The sequence below is a fragment of the Streptococcus sp. SV2 genome (assembly GCF_030440175.1).
GTDB lineage: Bacteria > Bacillota > Bacilli > Lactobacillales > Streptococcaceae > Streptococcus > Streptococcus raffinosi.
On record NZ_JAQFJQ010000001.1, the window covers coordinates 90,576 to 105,922 of the forward strand.

15 protein-coding genes are annotated in these 15,347 nt (G+C 39.6%); 1 reads left to right on the forward strand and 14 read right to left on the reverse strand.

The window, feature by feature from the left end; translation table 11 throughout:
- Nucleotides 1-23: 23 nt before the first annotated feature.
- The 6 genes from rfbD to dnaG all read right to left on the reverse strand — a co-directional run bounded on the left by rfbD (nucleotide 24) and on the right by dnaG (nucleotide 6,689).
- Nucleotides 24-875, reverse strand: coding sequence for a dTDP-4-dehydrorhamnose reductase (gene rfbD, locus PCY14_RS00350; RefSeq protein WP_293924737.1), 852 nt, complete (start codon nucleotides 873-875; stop codon nucleotides 24-26).
- 84 nt (nucleotides 876-959) lie between these two features.
- Nucleotides 960-2,435 (reverse strand): glucosyltransferase domain-containing protein, encoded by a 1,476-nt coding sequence (locus PCY14_RS00355; protein WP_293933984.1) that lies wholly within the window; start codon nucleotides 2,433-2,435, stop codon nucleotides 960-962.
- Nucleotides 2,436-2,437: 2 nt separating this feature from the next.
- On the reverse strand, nucleotides 2,438-3,364 hold the full coding sequence (locus PCY14_RS00360) for a glycosyltransferase family 2 protein (RefSeq protein ID WP_021146241.1): 927 nt from the start codon (nucleotides 3,362-3,364) through the stop codon (nucleotides 2,438-2,440).
- A 10-nt stretch (nucleotides 3,365-3,374) separates the two neighbouring features.
- Nucleotides 3,375-3,710 carry a metal-sulfur cluster assembly factor gene (locus PCY14_RS00365; protein ID WP_008535193.1) on the reverse strand — a complete coding sequence of 112 codons (336 nt, stop codon included), beginning with the start codon at nucleotides 3,708-3,710 and terminating at the stop codon, nucleotides 3,375-3,377.
- 54 nt (nucleotides 3,711-3,764) lie between these two features.
- On the reverse strand, nucleotides 3,765-4,874 hold the full coding sequence (gene rpoD, locus PCY14_RS00370) for an RNA polymerase sigma factor RpoD (protein ID WP_008535195.1): 1,110 nt from the start codon (nucleotides 4,872-4,874) through the stop codon (nucleotides 3,765-3,767).
- A 3-nt stretch (nucleotides 4,875-4,877) separates the two neighbouring features.
- Nucleotides 4,878-6,689 carry a DNA primase gene (gene dnaG / locus PCY14_RS00375; RefSeq protein WP_301363021.1) on the reverse strand — a complete coding sequence of 604 codons (1,812 nt, stop codon included), beginning with the start codon at nucleotides 6,687-6,689 and terminating at the stop codon, nucleotides 4,878-4,880.
- Between the two features lie 161 nt (nucleotides 6,690-6,850).
- Here dnaG and mscL point away from each other — a divergent pair, with 161 nt between their 5' ends.
- Nucleotides 6,851-7,231 carry a large conductance mechanosensitive channel protein MscL gene (gene mscL, locus PCY14_RS00380; protein WP_164376308.1) on the forward strand — a complete coding sequence of 127 codons (381 nt, stop codon included), beginning with the start codon at nucleotides 6,851-6,853 and terminating at the stop codon, nucleotides 7,229-7,231.
- Between the two features lie 157 nt (nucleotides 7,232-7,388).
- Here mscL and rpsU read toward each other — a convergent pair whose 3' ends face one another.
- From rpsU to PCY14_RS00420, 8 genes are all read right to left on the reverse strand, one after another.
- Nucleotides 7,389-7,565 (reverse strand): 30S ribosomal protein S21, encoded by a 177-nt coding sequence (rpsU, locus tag PCY14_RS00385; protein ID WP_002884573.1) that lies wholly within the window; start codon nucleotides 7,563-7,565, stop codon nucleotides 7,389-7,391.
- Between the two features lie 428 nt (nucleotides 7,566-7,993).
- Complete coding sequence (locus PCY14_RS00390; protein ID WP_301363022.1) at nucleotides 7,994-8,788, reverse strand: ABC transporter substrate-binding protein; 795 nt, start codon at nucleotides 8,786-8,788, stop codon at nucleotides 7,994-7,996.
- 61 nt (nucleotides 8,789-8,849) lie between these two features.
- Nucleotides 8,850-9,959 (reverse strand): aminotransferase, encoded by a 1,110-nt coding sequence (locus PCY14_RS00395; protein ID WP_301363024.1) that lies wholly within the window; start codon nucleotides 9,957-9,959, stop codon nucleotides 8,850-8,852.
- Nucleotides 9,960-10,319: 360 nt separating this feature from the next.
- Nucleotides 10,320-11,117: a transporter substrate-binding domain-containing protein gene (locus PCY14_RS00400; RefSeq protein WP_301363025.1), complete on the reverse strand. Its 798-nt coding sequence runs from the start codon at nucleotides 11,115-11,117 to the stop codon at nucleotides 10,320-10,322.
- A gap of 10 nt (nucleotides 11,118-11,127) precedes the next feature.
- Nucleotides 11,128-11,940: a transporter substrate-binding domain-containing protein gene (locus PCY14_RS00405; RefSeq protein WP_008535213.1), complete on the reverse strand. Its 813-nt coding sequence runs from the start codon at nucleotides 11,938-11,940 to the stop codon at nucleotides 11,128-11,130.
- 216 nt (nucleotides 11,941-12,156) lie between these two features.
- Nucleotides 12,157-12,621: an 8-oxo-dGTP diphosphatase gene (locus tag PCY14_RS00410; protein ID WP_301363027.1), complete on the reverse strand. Its 465-nt coding sequence runs from the start codon at nucleotides 12,619-12,621 to the stop codon at nucleotides 12,157-12,159.
- A 61-nt stretch (nucleotides 12,622-12,682) separates the two neighbouring features.
- Nucleotides 12,683-14,674, reverse strand: coding sequence for an excinuclease ABC subunit UvrB (gene uvrB / locus PCY14_RS00415; RefSeq protein ID WP_301363028.1), 1,992 nt, complete (start codon nucleotides 14,672-14,674; stop codon nucleotides 12,683-12,685).
- Nucleotides 14,664-15,290, reverse strand: coding sequence for a hypothetical protein (locus PCY14_RS00420; protein WP_008535218.1), 627 nt, complete (start codon nucleotides 15,288-15,290; stop codon nucleotides 14,664-14,666). The genes uvrB and PCY14_RS00420 overlap by 11 nt, the downstream gene beginning before the upstream one ends.
- Nucleotides 15,291-15,347: the final 57 nt, after the last annotated feature.

A 15,347-nucleotide genomic window follows, 5' to 3' on the forward strand; every position in this document is an offset into this window, starting at 1 on the left:
TTGAAATCAAAAAATATTTGAGTTTATTTCACTTCCTGTTTGTAAAACTCTTTCAAAGCATCTTGCCATGTTGGAATGACAAATCCGGTAGCCTTAGCTTTTGCCAAGCTCATTGTTGAGTTAAGTGGACGTTTAGCTTTAGCTGGGAATTGGCTTGAATCTACAGGTTTCACCTCAACATCAGTATCTTTTAGGATTTCAACCGCAAAGTCATACCAAGTTGTATCTTCAGCCGCATCGTTAGACAAGTGATAATAACCATATTCCTTACGGTTCTCAGCTAAATAGGTCATAAACTCTGCCAAAGTACGTGTCCAAGTTGGACGACCATGTTGGTCATTAACGACTGTAAGTGTCTTGTGAGTCTTAGCAAGGTTTTGCATAGTGAAAACGAAGTTCTTACCATAGTTACCAAATACCCACGCAGTACGAATGATGTAGAAGTTAGAAACATGTTTTTCAACAAGTTCTTCACCCATGCGTTTTGTACGACCATACTCTGTCTGTGGATCTGGTTTGTCATCAACTTCCCATTCTTGTCCAACTGGTTTTTTACCATCAAAAACGTAGTCTGTTGAAATATAAACAAGCGTTGCACCATACTTTTCTGAAGCTTTAGCGACATTTTCAGTTCCTGTCACGTTAATGGCATAGTCAAGTTCTTTGCCTTCATCTTCAGCAGCATCTACTGCAGTATAAGCTGCACAGTGGTAGACCAAACTTGGCTTCACTTCTGCGAACACTTCGTCTACTTTCTCAGCATTTGTAATGTCCATCTCAGCTACGTCTACTGCTACATATTCTTCGTTGCGTTCGTCAAGAAGGTGACGAAGTTCAGTTCCGAGTTGGCCATTTGCACCTGTTACTAGAATCATATTTTTCTCCTTGTAATTAAATAATATTAGTTTTATTTTAACAAAAAAAGCAGAAAAAATCTGCTCTCGTATAATAAATTTTAATCACTTCATCACGACAAAAAGTTGATTATCTTTCCTATAAATATCGTACAATTTGGTCGTTTCTAATTGTTTATATTCTGAATTTAAGGTAGTCGCATCAAAGGGTTTAAAGTCAACATCTAATTTAGTAATCGCATTAAACCTCATTGTCATATCCCAAGAAACATTAGTATTAGGCATTATCAAACTACTTATCATTGGATAAACTGAAGTTGCATTTTCATAAATAGGTGAATTAGCAACAAAACGATTAATATTTACCACATTATTTTTATCAGCTAAATACTTATTCAAGCTGTTCCCTAGCATAGTGCTTTGTACTGTGAATGTACTATTCTGTTGCTTTAAGTTGCTAACATAAATAAATGAAAAAGCAAGGAAGTAAAAAATAATTAAACTTGAAAGTACTGATTTTAAAATATTAATAAATTGTTTTCTATTGGTTATTCCCAGAGCAACTACTAAAACGATAGAAGAAAATATTCCCAACCCGTATTCATACCTAGGTCTCAATAGATAAAATTGTTCCGAAAGTATTAGGTAACTTCCGTAACTAAAAATACTTCCCAAAACAAGCCAAGCAATTGTTAAAGCAAATGTTAATAGTTTCTTTTGCTTACTAGTACTTATAATATTGAATACCAATAAAACTATAACTATTAGAAATAGTAGAATCCAAATTTTTGAACTTTGAAGATATATATTTTTTAGGTAGCCTTTAGTATTCGCTAACATAATACTAGGAAGATGTAATAAACTTGGGATACTTCCTTGGTCAGCAAAAATCGGTGGCTTGATAGTAATTTGTATTTTATATAAAATCATACCCCCAACATAGGATAAAATTGAACATACTAAACTCTTTATATTCAATTTACCACCGTAGACTACTTCTAAAAAGAGAAGTGTTAGCGTCATGAGAATATAAATTCCCGATGATGCTTGGTATGAATTACACATGAGATAAATACATACAACCGAACATAAACTAAATAGTTTCCTAGACTCCCAAAAGATAAAAGGAAACATTGACACTAAGATACTCAGTGACATAAATGGGTTGTCAAACCTAAAGCTCAAAGGCTCTAAAAACCAAGGATTTATTCCAATAACAGTTGATGCTAAGGCTAAAACAGGAGTAACCTTTTTCGATGGAAACAATACAAACAACAATATAGTGCTTGCAAACGTTAGTATAAAGGCTGAGATAATATTTGTAGTTAGACCTGGATCAGTTAAATGAGCCCCTCCCTGGATAAGTCGTGCTGAGACTTCACTCAAATATCTAGAATAGTGTTGAGAAAATCCAGTATATCCCAAAAGTTGTCGACCTATATCATCAATATACGGGAACTCTGCTAAACTGATGTTGATATTAACCAAGAGGTAAAAACCTAAGATAAGAGATAAAACAAATTTATTTTTCTTAATATAGTTCTTTAAATTATTAAATACTCCTAAAAACTCTTCAATCATTTTCAACCCTTCTCCTTAACTATATACACTGGTCGTTTCTTAGTTTCTAAGAAAATCTTGGAAATGTAGTGACCGATGATACCAAGCGCTAAGAGCTGAATACCTCCGATAAAGAGGATAATAGAGACAAGACTCGCCCAACCAGCTACGCTTCCACCAATGGTCAACTTTCTGATAATGACGAAAACAATTCCAACCAAAGAAATCAAGAATGAGAAGGTTCCTGCCCATGTAGCTAGTTTCAAAGGAACTTCTGAAAAGTTGATAAAACCATCTAAAGAGTAATTCAATAGTTTCCAGAAAGACCAAGAGGTTTCTCCAGCCACACGTTCACGATTTTCATAAGAAACATAGGCCACATCAAAACCGACCCAAGAAAAGAGTCCCTTTGAAAAACGATTGACCTCTTTGAGTTCTAGGATAGCATCAACAACCTGGCGAGTCATCAAACGAAAATCACGTGCGCCATCAACCATCTCGGTGTCAGAAACTTTGTTAATTAGCCAATAGAAAGTCTTGGCAAAGATGGAACGAATCGGAGGCTCTCCCTTACGGTCAGCACGACGAGTCCCAACAACATCATAACCTTCTTGAATCTTGGCATACATCTCAATAAGCAGTTCAGGCGGATCCTGAAGGTCAGCATCCATAACTGTCACATAGTCTCCCTGAGCTGCTTCAAGGCCTGCAAGCAAGCCAGCTTCCTTACCAAAATTACGTGAGAAAGATAGATAGTGAACATTTTCAAATTGCTTTGAAACCTGTCTCAATACCTCTAAAGTTTTATCCTTAGAACCATCATTCACAAAGTAATAGTTAAACGCTAGTTGATTGGCTATCTGCTTTTCAACAGCCTGACAAGCTTCTAAAAATGGATGAATAGTCTCTTCTTCGTTATAACAGGGGACAACGATAGCCAGTGTTTTCATAAACGTTCTCCTAACGAATACCTAGAGCGATACGGGCATAACGGCTCATTTTTTCTACAGACCAAGCTGGTGTCCAGACCAACTTCACTTCAGTCTTAGTGACTTCTGGCACCTCTTTCATGGCATCATGAATTTGGTCTGTCAAAAGATCTGCCAAGGGACAACCTATCGTTGTCAAGGTCATATCAATCTCAGTGGAACCATCCTGCTCAAAACGGATGTCGTATATAAGACCTAAGTTAACAATATCAATCCCTAGTTCTGGGTCGATAACCATTTCCAGGGCTTCCAAGATACGGTCTTTGATTTTTTCAATTTCTGCTTCAGTATAGGTCACTTCAGACATAGTTTTTCCTCCAAAATCAGGGCCCTACATCAGGCCCTACTCCATTTTACTCTCTTAGTCTTCAATAAAGTCTTTAAGCTGTTTACTGCGGCTTGGATGGCGCAATTTACGAAGGGCTTTCGCTTCAATCTGACGAATACGTTCACGAGTAACATTGAAGACTTTACCAACATCTTCTAAAGTACGCATTTTCCCATCATCAAGACCAAAACGGAGACGAAGAACGTTTTCTTCACGGTCTGTCAAAGTATCAAGGACTTCATCCAATTGTTCACGAAGAACGACACGAGTCGTGTAATCGACTGGATTTTCAATAACTTCATCTTCGATAAAGTCACCCAAATGACTGTCATCTTCTTCACCAATAGGTGTTTCAAGTGAGACTGGTTCTTGAGCGATTTTGAGGATTTCACGGACTTTATCTGGTGTCATACCCATGCGCTCTGCAATTTGTTCAGGTGTAGGGTCTTGGCCCAACTCTTGCAAAAGATTACGTTGCTCACGGACCAATTTATTGATGGTTTCAACCATGTGAACTGGGATACGGATGGTACGTGCTTGGTCTGCGATGGCACGTGTGATAGCTTGACGGATCCACCATGTCGCATAAGTTGAGAATTTGAAACCTTTAGAGTAATCAAATTTATCAACGGCTTTCATAAGCCCCATGTTACCTTCTTGAATCAAGTCCAAGAATTGCATACCACGTCCCACATAACGTTTAGCGATTGAGACGACCAAACGAAGGTTGGCTTCTGCCAAACGTTGTTTAGCTTCCAAGTCACCATTTTCGACAGCGATAGCCAATTCTTTTTCCTCTTCATTACTCAAAAGAGGGACTACCCCAATTTCTTTGAGGTACATACGAACAGGGTCATTGACCTTAGCTGAGTTTGAACCAAGAAGCTCCTCGTCTGTCAATTCCTCTGGCTTTGGTGCTTCAACAACATATTTAGATGAAGGGTTTCCATCCTTATCAGTGATAGAGATACCACCGTCTGTCAAACGTTCCAAAAGGTCATCAATACCGTCAGCATCAAGAACAAATGGGATAACCAGTTTTTCTGTGACTTCATCATCAATTGCTGTACCTGCTTTTTTGTGGTTACGAATGAAATCAGCGACTTGAACGTTAAATGCTGTATTTTGTTTTTTCTTTGCCATGTGTTACTCCATATCTCGTTTTTGGGCGATAAGCATCTGCAGGGCTTCCACCGCTGCATCCACATCACCATGGTTACTTGATTCTCTTATTTGTTTACTTTGCTTACGAAAGTCCAGTTCCCTCAGAAAATGATTTCTACGCTCTTCAATAGCCTGGACTTCTTCTAAACTGGTTTCAGGTGGCAAAATCTCCTCTAAAACCTGATAATAGGCTGTTTGTACCTCTTGAGGAAGCACAGACAAAGCTACCGTGTCAATCTGACCATCCTGCTTAAGAACCTGATAAAGCTCCTCTAGCTCGGCTGTCTGGAAGAAAAAATCATCCCGCATCCGGTAATCATTCAAGATCATAGGATGATTAAGCATGCGATGGAAGAGTTGATTTTCCGCCCGACGGAGGCCTGTAATCTTAGGCGTAGATGGTAGCTTAACCGTTCCTTTAAATCCTGACGCAGAAGACTCATAACTACTATTGCCGGCAGCCGATAATTGAGCCGTCTGCTGATTTCTCAAGGCCAGGCGCTCGTTGTTAACTGCTTGCTCAACTTGGAAAAAGTCAAAGTCAGGCAGTAAGTCAGCCACCTTAGAAATGTAAGAATTTTGCGCCGTCACAGATGGTGACTTGGCAATAATCTTTGCAATCTGCTCAACATAAGCAATCTCTGCTTGAAGATTATCTACATTAGCAGGCTTAAGTTGGCCAATCCAAAATTCCACATCTGAGATGCGAGACTCGACCAACAGTTTGCCCAAAGCCTCTTCAGATGTTTCTTGAAGGTACTCATCAGGGTCCATATTGTCTGGTATTTTAACAATATCGACCTGAAAGTCCGACAAAAGCTCCAGAGACTTGGCGATAGCATTTTGCCCAGCCTTATCCCCATCATAAGTCAGAACAATCTTCTTGGTTAATTTTCGAAGACGATTGACATGTTCAGGCGTCAGAGCCGTTCCCATAGAAGCTACGGCATTGACCTGCCCAGCCCTATAAGCAGCAATAACATCCATGAAGCCCTCCATCAAATAGACTTCATGAGTCTTCTGAATCACTGGCTTAGCCTTATCTAAGTGGTAGAGTTCATAGGATTTATTGAAAATGCGAGTAGCTCTGGTATTTTTGTACTTAGCTTGCCCTTGTTCAATAGCTTCCTTAGTCCAAACACGACCTGAAAAACCTATTGTCTTACCGAATTCATTTTTGAGCGGAAACATGATTCGATTTTTAAAGGTATCGAAAATACGATTACTTTCAGAAAGATTAAAAAGACCTGATTCTGTCAGCACCTCTTCGTCGTATTTTTTGGAAACAGACTGATAGAGATAATCTGGTTCGTCAGGGGATAGACCAATCTGAAAGGCCTTAAGTAAATCGTCAGTCATGCCACGCTCATAAAGATAAGCACGCGCCGCCTCTCCTATCTTAGTCGTCATCAGTACGGCATGATAGAATTTGAGAGCATCCTCATGAAGATCATAAAAAGCTTGATTTGGAGAATGCTGCTGTTGGGCTTGCCTTGGGGTATCTATAGTAACTGCGATACCTAAGCGATCTGCCAGAACTTTGACACTTTCTTGGAAAGAAATCTGACGGTATTCTTCCAAAAATTTAAAGACATCTCCAGACTTTCCACAACCAAAGCAATGGTAAAACTGCCTGTCCTCAATAACATTAAATGAGGGGGTTTTCTCCTTATGGAAGGGGCAAAGTCCGAGGTAATTGCGACCTGCTCGATTTAGACTGACAACTTCACCAATCACGTCAACGATATTGGTGCTGCTCTTAATATCTTCTATTAAAGCTTTGTCAATTGCCATCTACTCGCCCCCTATCTTACCATAATTGCATTACCCTTAATTATAGCATGATGAAAAATGAAAGTAAAATAAAAATGATTTTTCTGAGCAAATCCCTTGTCAAGATATACAAAATCGGATAAACTATTAAAAGTAAATAAAAGAAAGGAATCATTGTCAAAATGATTAAAGAACTTAAAGACTTTTTGTTCAAGGGGAATGTCCTTGACCTTGCTGTAGCCGTTGTTATGGGGGCTGCTTTCAACGCTATCATTACTTCACTTGTTGGTGATATCATCACACCACTTATCCTTAACCCAGTTGTTAAGGCTGCTAACGTTGAAAACCTTTCTAAATTGTCATGGAACGGTATCGCATACGGTAGCTTCTTGAGCGCAGTCATCAACTTCATCATCGTTGGTACTACTCTCTTCTTCGTTGTTAAAGCTGCTGGTAAAGCAACTGCTCTTAGCAATAAAGCCGCTAAAGAAGCTGCTGAAAATGCTGGTCCATCACAAGAAGAATTGCTCGCTGAAATCCGCGACCTTCTTGCAAACAAATAATCTCTATTTGTTTAACTAAAAGCATATGAAACTAAGATGTCTGATAATTATTAGACATCTTTTTCGTTTTAGTAAAACCAACTGTCTTATCTATTCGCTAAAACAGAAAAAAACTTGAGAAAATACTCAAGCTTTTTTGCTATAGAATCATTCTTAATTAGAATTTTTTACGTTTGCGAGCTGCTTCTGATTTACGTTTACGTTTTACAGAAGGTTTTTCGTAATGTTCACGTTTACGAGCCTCTTGAAGAGTACCAGCTTTAGTCACAGAACGTTTGAAACGACGAAGAGCGTCGTCAAGTGATTCGTTTTTACGAACAACTGTTTTTGACATTGAATTCACCTCCTCAAGATAATGTAACATTTTACACGTTCTATTCAAGTATACAAAACTCATCTTTGTCTGTCAAGAAATATCTTTTAGGTTTCCACCTTTTGAAATTCTAGATAGGTTTTTACTTCCTTAGGCATAATAAAAATTTCTCTAGTCAATACATATACAGAGCATTTTAAATAGTGAGATGACCTAAGTATCACTTCAAAAACCTTGGTGTACTCCTTTCTCCAATAAGGAGATTATTAACACAACTTTCTGCCACGATAAAACGCCTGAAACTTCTATAGTTTCAGGCGCTGGTAGTTTTGAGATTCTAGGTTTGAAACCTCCTTAGGAAAGGATAAGTTCCAACTTCACCTAAGGAAAGTCTCAAAAAGAAGACTTGGTCTTCAAGCTAACTAGAGAAATCATCTCCAGTTCCTATTTTAGTCAACTGCTGTGTATTTAGAAGCATCCTTGATGTACTCGTCGTAAGTACCATTATCTTTCAATTTCTTGATAACCTTGTTTACTGCTTCTTTCAATTTGTCATTGCCTTTAGCCATTGCAACTGCTTTAGCATCACCATCGTCAACTTTGAGGGCAACACTTGCCAAAGCCAAATCTGGATTTTGTGCCACGTAACCTTCTGCTACTGGTTTTTCAAGGTCAACAGCATCAACTTGGCCAGATTTCACCTCGTTAATGGCTTCACCCATTGCTGTAAGTGATACGACTGTTGAATCCTTCAATTGTTTCTTAGTAAGTCCTTCTTCGATAGTACCTTTTTGAACGGCTACTTTTTTACCTTTGAAAGCATCAAGGCTTGAGTAGGTAGATTCTTGATCTTTACGAACGATGATAGCATTTTGTGTTTCATAGTAAGGATCTGAGAAATCAAAGGTTTTCTTACGTTCGGCTGTTACTGAGATACCTGAGATAGCAAGATCAGCCTTACCTGATTGAAGGCTAGAAAGGACATTGTCAAAGCTCATAGTTGTCACTTCGAGTTTAACTCCAAGTTCATCAGCAATAGCTTGTGCCAACTTGATGTCTGACCCGACAACTTGGTCTTTACCGTCTACCAATGTTTTGAACTCAAATGGTGCATAGTCAGGGCTAACAGCTACGATAAGTTTTTTATTTTCTTTAATAGATTCGTAAGCGTCTTTTTTTGACCCACATGCTACCAAAGTAACAGCAGCAAAGAGAGCCATGGCTCCAAGGAATAGTTTTTTCATAAGAAACTCCTGTATAAATATAATTTTTGCTCGTTTATTTTACTTAAAATTAGTGGTATTGTCAACATTTATTAAGAAATTGCGACAGTTTTTCTAAGCCCTTTTGAAGGACTTCCTTATCACAACAATAACCGATGCGGACATGGGACTCCTTGTCAAAACGATTACCTGGAACCACAAGAACACCATAGTCCTGAAGAAGCTCTAAGGCAAATTCTTCGATAGGACGATTTACATCTAATTTGACGAAAGAGGTGGAAACACTAGCAGGCCTAACCCAAGACGCCTTAGGTTCTTTAGCAATCCAGGCATCCATAAGAGCTAGATTTTCCTCTACAATCTGACGGTTACGTTTCAAGATGGCCTCTTTATTTTCCAAGACAAGGGTAGCTACCATATCATCAAAGACACCCGCACAAATCATCGTGTAGTCGCGGTAGTCACGCAGAATGTCCGCAACCTCGGTGTTAGAAGCTACCCAACCCACGCGAATACCGGGAATCGAATAGGTCTTTGAAAGACTGTTGACGGCAATGCCCTTTTCATACAAATCCACAATAGAAGGTGCAGGTTGGTCAAAACTGCGATAGACCTCATCTGAGAAGATATAGGCGTCTACTTCTTTAGCGATAGTCACAAGCTCCTCAAGGTAAGCAGTATCCATAAGGGCACCAGTAGGATTGTTGGCATTGTTAATGAAGATCATCTTGGTATTTGGGCGAATCAGACGGCGAAGTTGGTCCAAATCAGGCAACCAGTTATTGTCCTCCTCAATCTCCCAGAGGTCCACATCTGCTCCTAGTGACTTAGGAATGTCATAGAGCTGCTGATAAGTTGGATACATGGAGATGACATGGTCCTCAGGCTCAATCAGAGCATAGAGGGCAAGCATAGTCGCACCTGTAGCCCCATTGGTTTGGAGGATATTGTCAACTGGCATATTCTTGTACAAACTTGACACCTGAGCCTTAAATTCTGGTGACCCTTCAATCCAGCCGTAATCCATCTTTTTCCTTAAAAGTTGGTTAAAAAAAGTGTCCTTATCAATACCTGAGAGGTCAAATAATTCCTCTAGGGTTAGGGCCTTAATCGAAACACCTGCAATATCATAAATGGCGGATTTTTCATGGACATTAAGCCATTCTTCAACACCAAAACGTGGTAGCTTCATTATCTCTCCTTGCTAATCTCAAGCTCTGCTTTACTACATTATTTATTGTCATTTATGACAGACTTACATTGATAATACCTGTTTTTAACATAGAATTCAATAAAAAATGGGGTATTCCCCATTTTAGATTTAAGAATATTTTTGAAAACTCTCTTAAGTTAGCAAAGTAAGCATCAAATGAGACTTTCCGCCGTGATGAAAGCACCTGAAACGTGTTCGTTTCAGGTGCTTGGAAATTTTGAGATCTTAGGTACAAAACCTAGTCATGGAATTTCAAAGAAGTTCGCTGACGTCCGGCATCACCTAAGGAAAGTTTCTAAAAGAACTTTTATTCAATTCATCATAGAAACTCTTTTCATTTTACTTACTTTGTTTGTAAGTCGATGCTTCTTTTAGCCATTGGTCAAATTTGCCTGAGTTTTTAGTCTCTTTGATGACGGCGTTAATTTCTTTAAGTAAGTCATCTGAGCCTTTACGTGTTGCAACTGCATAGGCATCTGAACCGTCTGACTTGAGGTTAAAGTTGGCAAGGGTCAAATCATCATTTTGAGAGATATACCCCTCAGCAATAGCCTTTTCAAGTACAACGGCCTGAATTTGTCCTGACTTGAGTTCATTAATCATTTCACCATTTGAAGCAAGTGAAACCACGCTAGCTTTCGGAATTTGTTTCTTAGCGACTGTTTCTTGAACAGATCCTTTTTGAGTACCGACGGTTTGTTTAGCTAGACTATCAGTGCTTGAAAAGTCATTGACCTTATCTTTCTTGACAATAACCACATTTTCAGCGGTGTAATAGCTATCAGAAAAATCATAGACTTTCTTACGCTCGTTTGTTACCGAGATTCCTGCAATGGCAATATCTGCTTTACCAGACTGAACGCTGGCTAGGACATTGTCAAAGGACATAACGGAAAATTCGACCTTGACACCTAATTTCTTTCCGATAGCCTTGGCCAACTCGATATCTGCTCCGACCAAAGTGTCCTTGCCATTAATGAGCGTTTTGAATTCAAAAGGCGCAAACTCTGATTCAGTGGCGACAACAATTTTCTTCTTGTCCTTAATCGTTTGAGGTTTCACCCCCTGACTTCCGCTACAGGCGACCAGGACGCAAGTTGCGACTAAGGCCGTGAGTACAAACCAAAATTTCTTCATTGTTTACTCCTTATTTAGTAGGACTCTTTAGCGAGAGAGCGTAAGCGTCTTGTACAAAGCTATCAATTTTACCTTCTTTTTTGAGTTTAGTAATCACCTTGTTGACTTTAGCTTTTAGTTTATCGCTTCCCTTAGGCATGGCTACAGCATAAGCATCATTTGAATCTGACTTGAGCTTAATGTCTGACACAGCCAAGTCACTATTTTGTTCCACGTAACCTTGAGCAATAGCTTTTTCAAGAACGACACCATTAACTTGACCAGACTTCAATTCATTGATGGCTTCGCCAGGTTGTGACAAAGCGACGACATTAGCATCTGACAAATTAGATTTGGCAATTTTTTCTTGGATAGAACCTTTTTGAACAGCTACAGATTTCTTAGCAAAGTCGCTGGTTTGTTTATAAGTTCCTGTGTCGTCTTTTTTAACGACAAGAACTGTTTCAGACTCATAGTAAGTATCTGAGAAATCAAAGGTTTTCTGACGTTCTTTCGTTGCTGAAATACCAGAAATGGCAATATCTGCTTTACCAGACTGAACGCTGGCTAGGACATTGTCAAAGGACATTTCAGAGAATTTGACTTTCACACCAAGTTCATCAGCAATAGCCTTAGCAATTTCAACATCTGCCCCAACGACAGTATCTTTACCATCTTGGAGGGTTTTAAATTCAAAGGGAGCAAAGTGGGGATTAAGAGCAACTGTCAAAGTTCCCTTATCCTTGACCTTGTCCAAGGTATTATTTGATGACGAACAAGCAGCTAAAGCCGTCAAAGCAAAGACTCCAGTAAGTCCCAACAAAAGTTTCTTCCATGTTTTCATAATCAATCTCTTTTCTATATTTATTAACTATGTAAGTATAATAATGTATTATTATTCATTTGTCAATGGAAAAATGGACTTTTATTGATTATAATTTTTATTTTTATTAATTTTTTGCTTGTTAATCACTAGGAATTTCCTTTATTTTAAAGCTCTCCATATCGTTTTAAAAATAATAAAAAACTATTCATTCATTTGAATAAATAGTTCATTTTATTACCAAAATTCTCGGATGAAGTCATCTTCAAGGCGCTCCCGATAGAAAAGTTCTGAGAGCTGGTCTTCTTCAAAGACACGTAACAGATTGAGCATGTCATAAGCCAAGTCCATCTTAGGCACATCCTCCCTAGCAACCCAGCGAACTTCGCCCTCTTCTGTTGAATGGATTTCTCCTTCAAATTCTGAAGTTCTATAGAGAAAAACCAGGTAACGCTCGTCATCTGTCGTGTACCAATGCTTCATACCAACTAATTTAGGATTTTTGATGGTCAGACCAGTTTCTTCCTTAACCTCACGGATAACTGACTCAACTAGCCCCTCGTGTGCTTCGATATGACCACCGGGCAGGGCTGCTCCCGACCAGGAATAACGTTTTGGATCACGGATTTGCATGACAATATTTCCATGACCATCTTCAATGAGGCACATATTGGTCAAAATAGTTGCTTGTGAACGTGACATAAATTTCCTTTCTTTCATATACAGTAGATTGCTTAAATAATGGCTAAGTCTGAAATGTCAATTAATCCATACTCTTTAACTCTAGCACCATATCACGGATTTGAGCCGCCAATTCAAAGTCAAGCAATTCTGCTGCTTCGTGCATTTGTTTTTGAAGTTTCTTGATGGCTTCTTGGCGTTCTTTCTTATTCATGGCACTGTAGTCCACCGTATCCTCAGCCACTTCTGCTTCATTAGCCTTGGTAATCGAAATAAGATCTCGAATTTCTTTCTTGATGGTTTGTGGAACAATGCCATGCTCCTTATTATAGGCCATTTGGATTTCACGACGACGAGCCGTTTCATCCATGGCTTTCTGCATAGACTCCGTAATCTTATCCGCATACATGATTACGTGTCCTTCGCTATTTCGGGCAGCACGTCCAATTGTTTGGATAAGTCCACGTTCGTTACGAAGGAAACCTTCCTTATCCGCATCCAAAATAGCAACCAGACTAACTTCAGGAACGTCAATCCCCTCACGGAGAAGGTTAATCCCGATAAGGACATCAAAGACACCTAGACGCAAGTCACGGATAATCTCCGTACGCTCTAGGGTCTTAATGTCAGAGTGCATGTATTTGACCTTGACACCCATTTCCTTGAGGTAGTCCGTCAAGTCTTCAGCCATCTTCTTAGTCAAAGTTGTGACGAAGACACGCTCGCCTTTTTCAGTACGGGCATTAATTTCACCAAGGAGGTCATCCATTTGTCCCATGGTTGGACGCACTTCGACTTCTGGATCAAGAAGCCCTGTCGGACGGATGATTTGCTCAACCACAGTCTCGGTCTGCTCCATCTCATAGTCACCTGGGGTAGCAGAAACATAGACAATCTGATGCACATGACTCTCGAATTCCTCACGTCGGAGGGGACGGTTATCAAGAGCCGATGGCAAACGAAAACCGTAATCAACCAACATCTTCTTACGAGCTTGGTCCCCGTTATACATTCCCTTAATCTGTCCCATGGTCATGTGGCTTTCATCAATCATAATGAGGAAATCTTCTGGGAAGAAATCAAGTAGAGTAAATGGTGGCTCGCCTTCTTTACGACCATCCATGTGGCGTGAGTAGTTTTCGACACCGTTGGTGTAACCCATCTCACGAAGCATTTCGACATCGTATTCTGTCCGTTGACGGATACGTTGAGCCTCGATGAGTTTTCCCTCGGCTTCAAATTGCTTAACCTGAGCTTCCATCTCTGCCATAATATTCTTGATGGCTTCTTCCATATGCTCTTCATTGGTCATAAAGTGAGTAGCCGGGAAAAGAACAAGGTGCTCAACTTCACCGAGATTACGTCCGGTCAGACTCTCAATCCCACATATGCGGTCAATCTCATCACCGAAAAATTCCACTCGAAAAGCATGTTCGTCACGGCTGGCAGGAAAAATTTCGACCACATCGCCACGTACACGGAATTTCCCACGTTGAAAATCAATATCGTTTCGCTCAAATTGAATATCAACCAAGTCATTGAGCAACTTGTCTCGAGAAATCTCTTGGCCAGGACGCAGGCTGACAGCTGAATCCGCATATTCTTTGGGCGAACCCAAACCGTAAATACAAGAGACGGAAGCCACAACGATCACATCATTGCGCTCCAATAGGGCTGATGTTGCTGAGTGACGGAGCTTATCAATTTCGTCATTGACAGAGCTATCTTTTTCAATATAGGTATCTGATGATGGCACATAGGCCTCTGGCTGATAGAAATCGTAGTAGGAAACGAAGTATTCTACAGCATTGTCTGGGAAAAATTCTTTGAACTCACCATAAAGCTGACCTGCCAAAGTTTTATTGTGGGCGATAACCAAGGTTGGTTTATTCACGCGCTGGATGACCTGACTCATGGTATAGGTCTTACCTGTCCCTGTTGCTCCCTTTAGGATTTGAGCCTTCTCCCCACCTTCAATATTATCAACCAAGGTTTCGATGGCCTGAGGTTGGTCCCCGGAAGGTTCGTATTTAGAAACCAAATGAAATTGGTTGTCTTCTTTTCTATCTATCATGGTTTTTCCTTTCATTTATGTAATCATTCATCTCTTGGTCGGAGAAAATTTCCCCACTTGTAAGCGGAATTTGAATCATTCGCATTTTAGCGACATAGGCACGTTTCTTCCGTGATTGATGACCAAGCTTTTTATCATAGGTAACAGCTGTCTCACCATTTTTGAAGAAGACAAGCAAAACCTGGTACCTCTTTTTATCATCAACTTCGGCATCATAGTCGAAGACATGCTCAATGCGTTTCAAAGAATATCTCACCGTCGAAGAGCGTTCAATATCCTCCATCCGTGTTGTCCAAGCTTTCTTGACAAATTCAATCTCGGATAAGGGAATGTCAAAGGTTTTCCGTCCAAATGCTTGGCCGTAGTAGGTCAAGAAATTGTCATCAAGTTCCAAGAGGTTACCATGACCTTTGAGATTTACGATACCATCTATGAGAAGAATAATGGAAAATAAAAGCCAAAATAAAACAATGACAGCAAGGAACTGCTTGACTGGATTTTCACGGAGAGAACCTCTAATGAGCTCAGGACAAAGAATCCATAAAGACAAAACGGAAAATATAAGGCCAACCACTATTTTCAATTTCAACATGACCCTATCAAGCTTAACTATCATATTGTCCCCTCCAAGTGTTTCTTCTATTTTAACATAGAAGTAAAAAGACCGAGTCTT

Excerpts from the sequence above, each read along its gene's own strand:
- dnaG (WP_301363021.1), bottom strand. The coding sequence starts at position 6,689 with ATGGCAATTGACAAAGCTTTAATAGAAGATATTAAGAGCAGCACCAAT.
- rpsU (WP_002884573.1), bottom strand. The coding sequence starts at position 7,565 with ATGTCAAAAACAGTTGTTCGTAAAAACGAATCACTTGACGACGCTCTT.
- rfbD (WP_293924737.1), bottom strand. The coding sequence starts at position 875 with ATGATTCTAGTAACAGGTGCAAATGGCCAACTCGGAACTGAACTTCGT.
- PCY14_RS00420 (WP_008535218.1), bottom strand. The coding sequence starts at position 15,290 with ATGATAGTTAAGCTTGATAGGGTCATGTTGAAATTGAAAATAGTGGTT.
- PCY14_RS00390 (WP_301363022.1), bottom strand. The coding sequence starts at position 8,788 with ATGAAAAAACTATTCCTTGGAGCCATGGCTCTCTTTGCTGCTGTTACT.
- PCY14_RS00405 (WP_008535213.1), bottom strand. The coding sequence starts at position 11,940 with ATGAAAACATGGAAGAAACTTTTGTTGGGACTTACTGGAGTCTTTGCT.
- PCY14_RS00355 (WP_293933984.1), bottom strand. The coding sequence starts at position 2,435 with ATGATTGAAGAGTTTTTAGGAGTATTTAATAATTTAAAGAACTATATT.
- PCY14_RS00360 (WP_021146241.1), bottom strand. The coding sequence starts at position 3,364 with ATGAAAACACTGGCTATCGTTGTCCCCTGTTATAACGAAGAAGAGACT.
- rpoD (WP_008535195.1), bottom strand. The coding sequence starts at position 4,874 with ATGGCAAAGAAAAAACAAAATACAGCATTTAACGTTCAAGTCGCTGAT.
- uvrB (WP_301363028.1), bottom strand. The coding sequence starts at position 14,674 with ATGATAGATAGAAAAGAAGACAACCAATTTCATTTGGTTTCTAAATAC.
- mscL (WP_164376308.1), top strand. The coding sequence starts at position 6,851 with ATGATTAAAGAACTTAAAGACTTTTTGTTCAAGGGGAATGTCCTTGAC.
- PCY14_RS00410 (WP_301363027.1), bottom strand. The coding sequence starts at position 12,621 with ATGTCACGTTCACAAGCAACTATTTTGACCAATATGTGCCTCATTGAA.
- PCY14_RS00400 (WP_301363025.1), bottom strand. The coding sequence starts at position 11,117 with ATGAAGAAATTTTGGTTTGTACTCACGGCCTTAGTCGCAACTTGCGTC.
- PCY14_RS00395 (WP_301363024.1), bottom strand. The coding sequence starts at position 9,959 with ATGAAGCTACCACGTTTTGGTGTTGAAGAATGGCTTAATGTCCATGAA.
- PCY14_RS00365 (WP_008535193.1), bottom strand. The coding sequence starts at position 3,710 with ATGTCTGAAGTGACCTATACTGAAGCAGAAATTGAAAAAATCAAAGAC.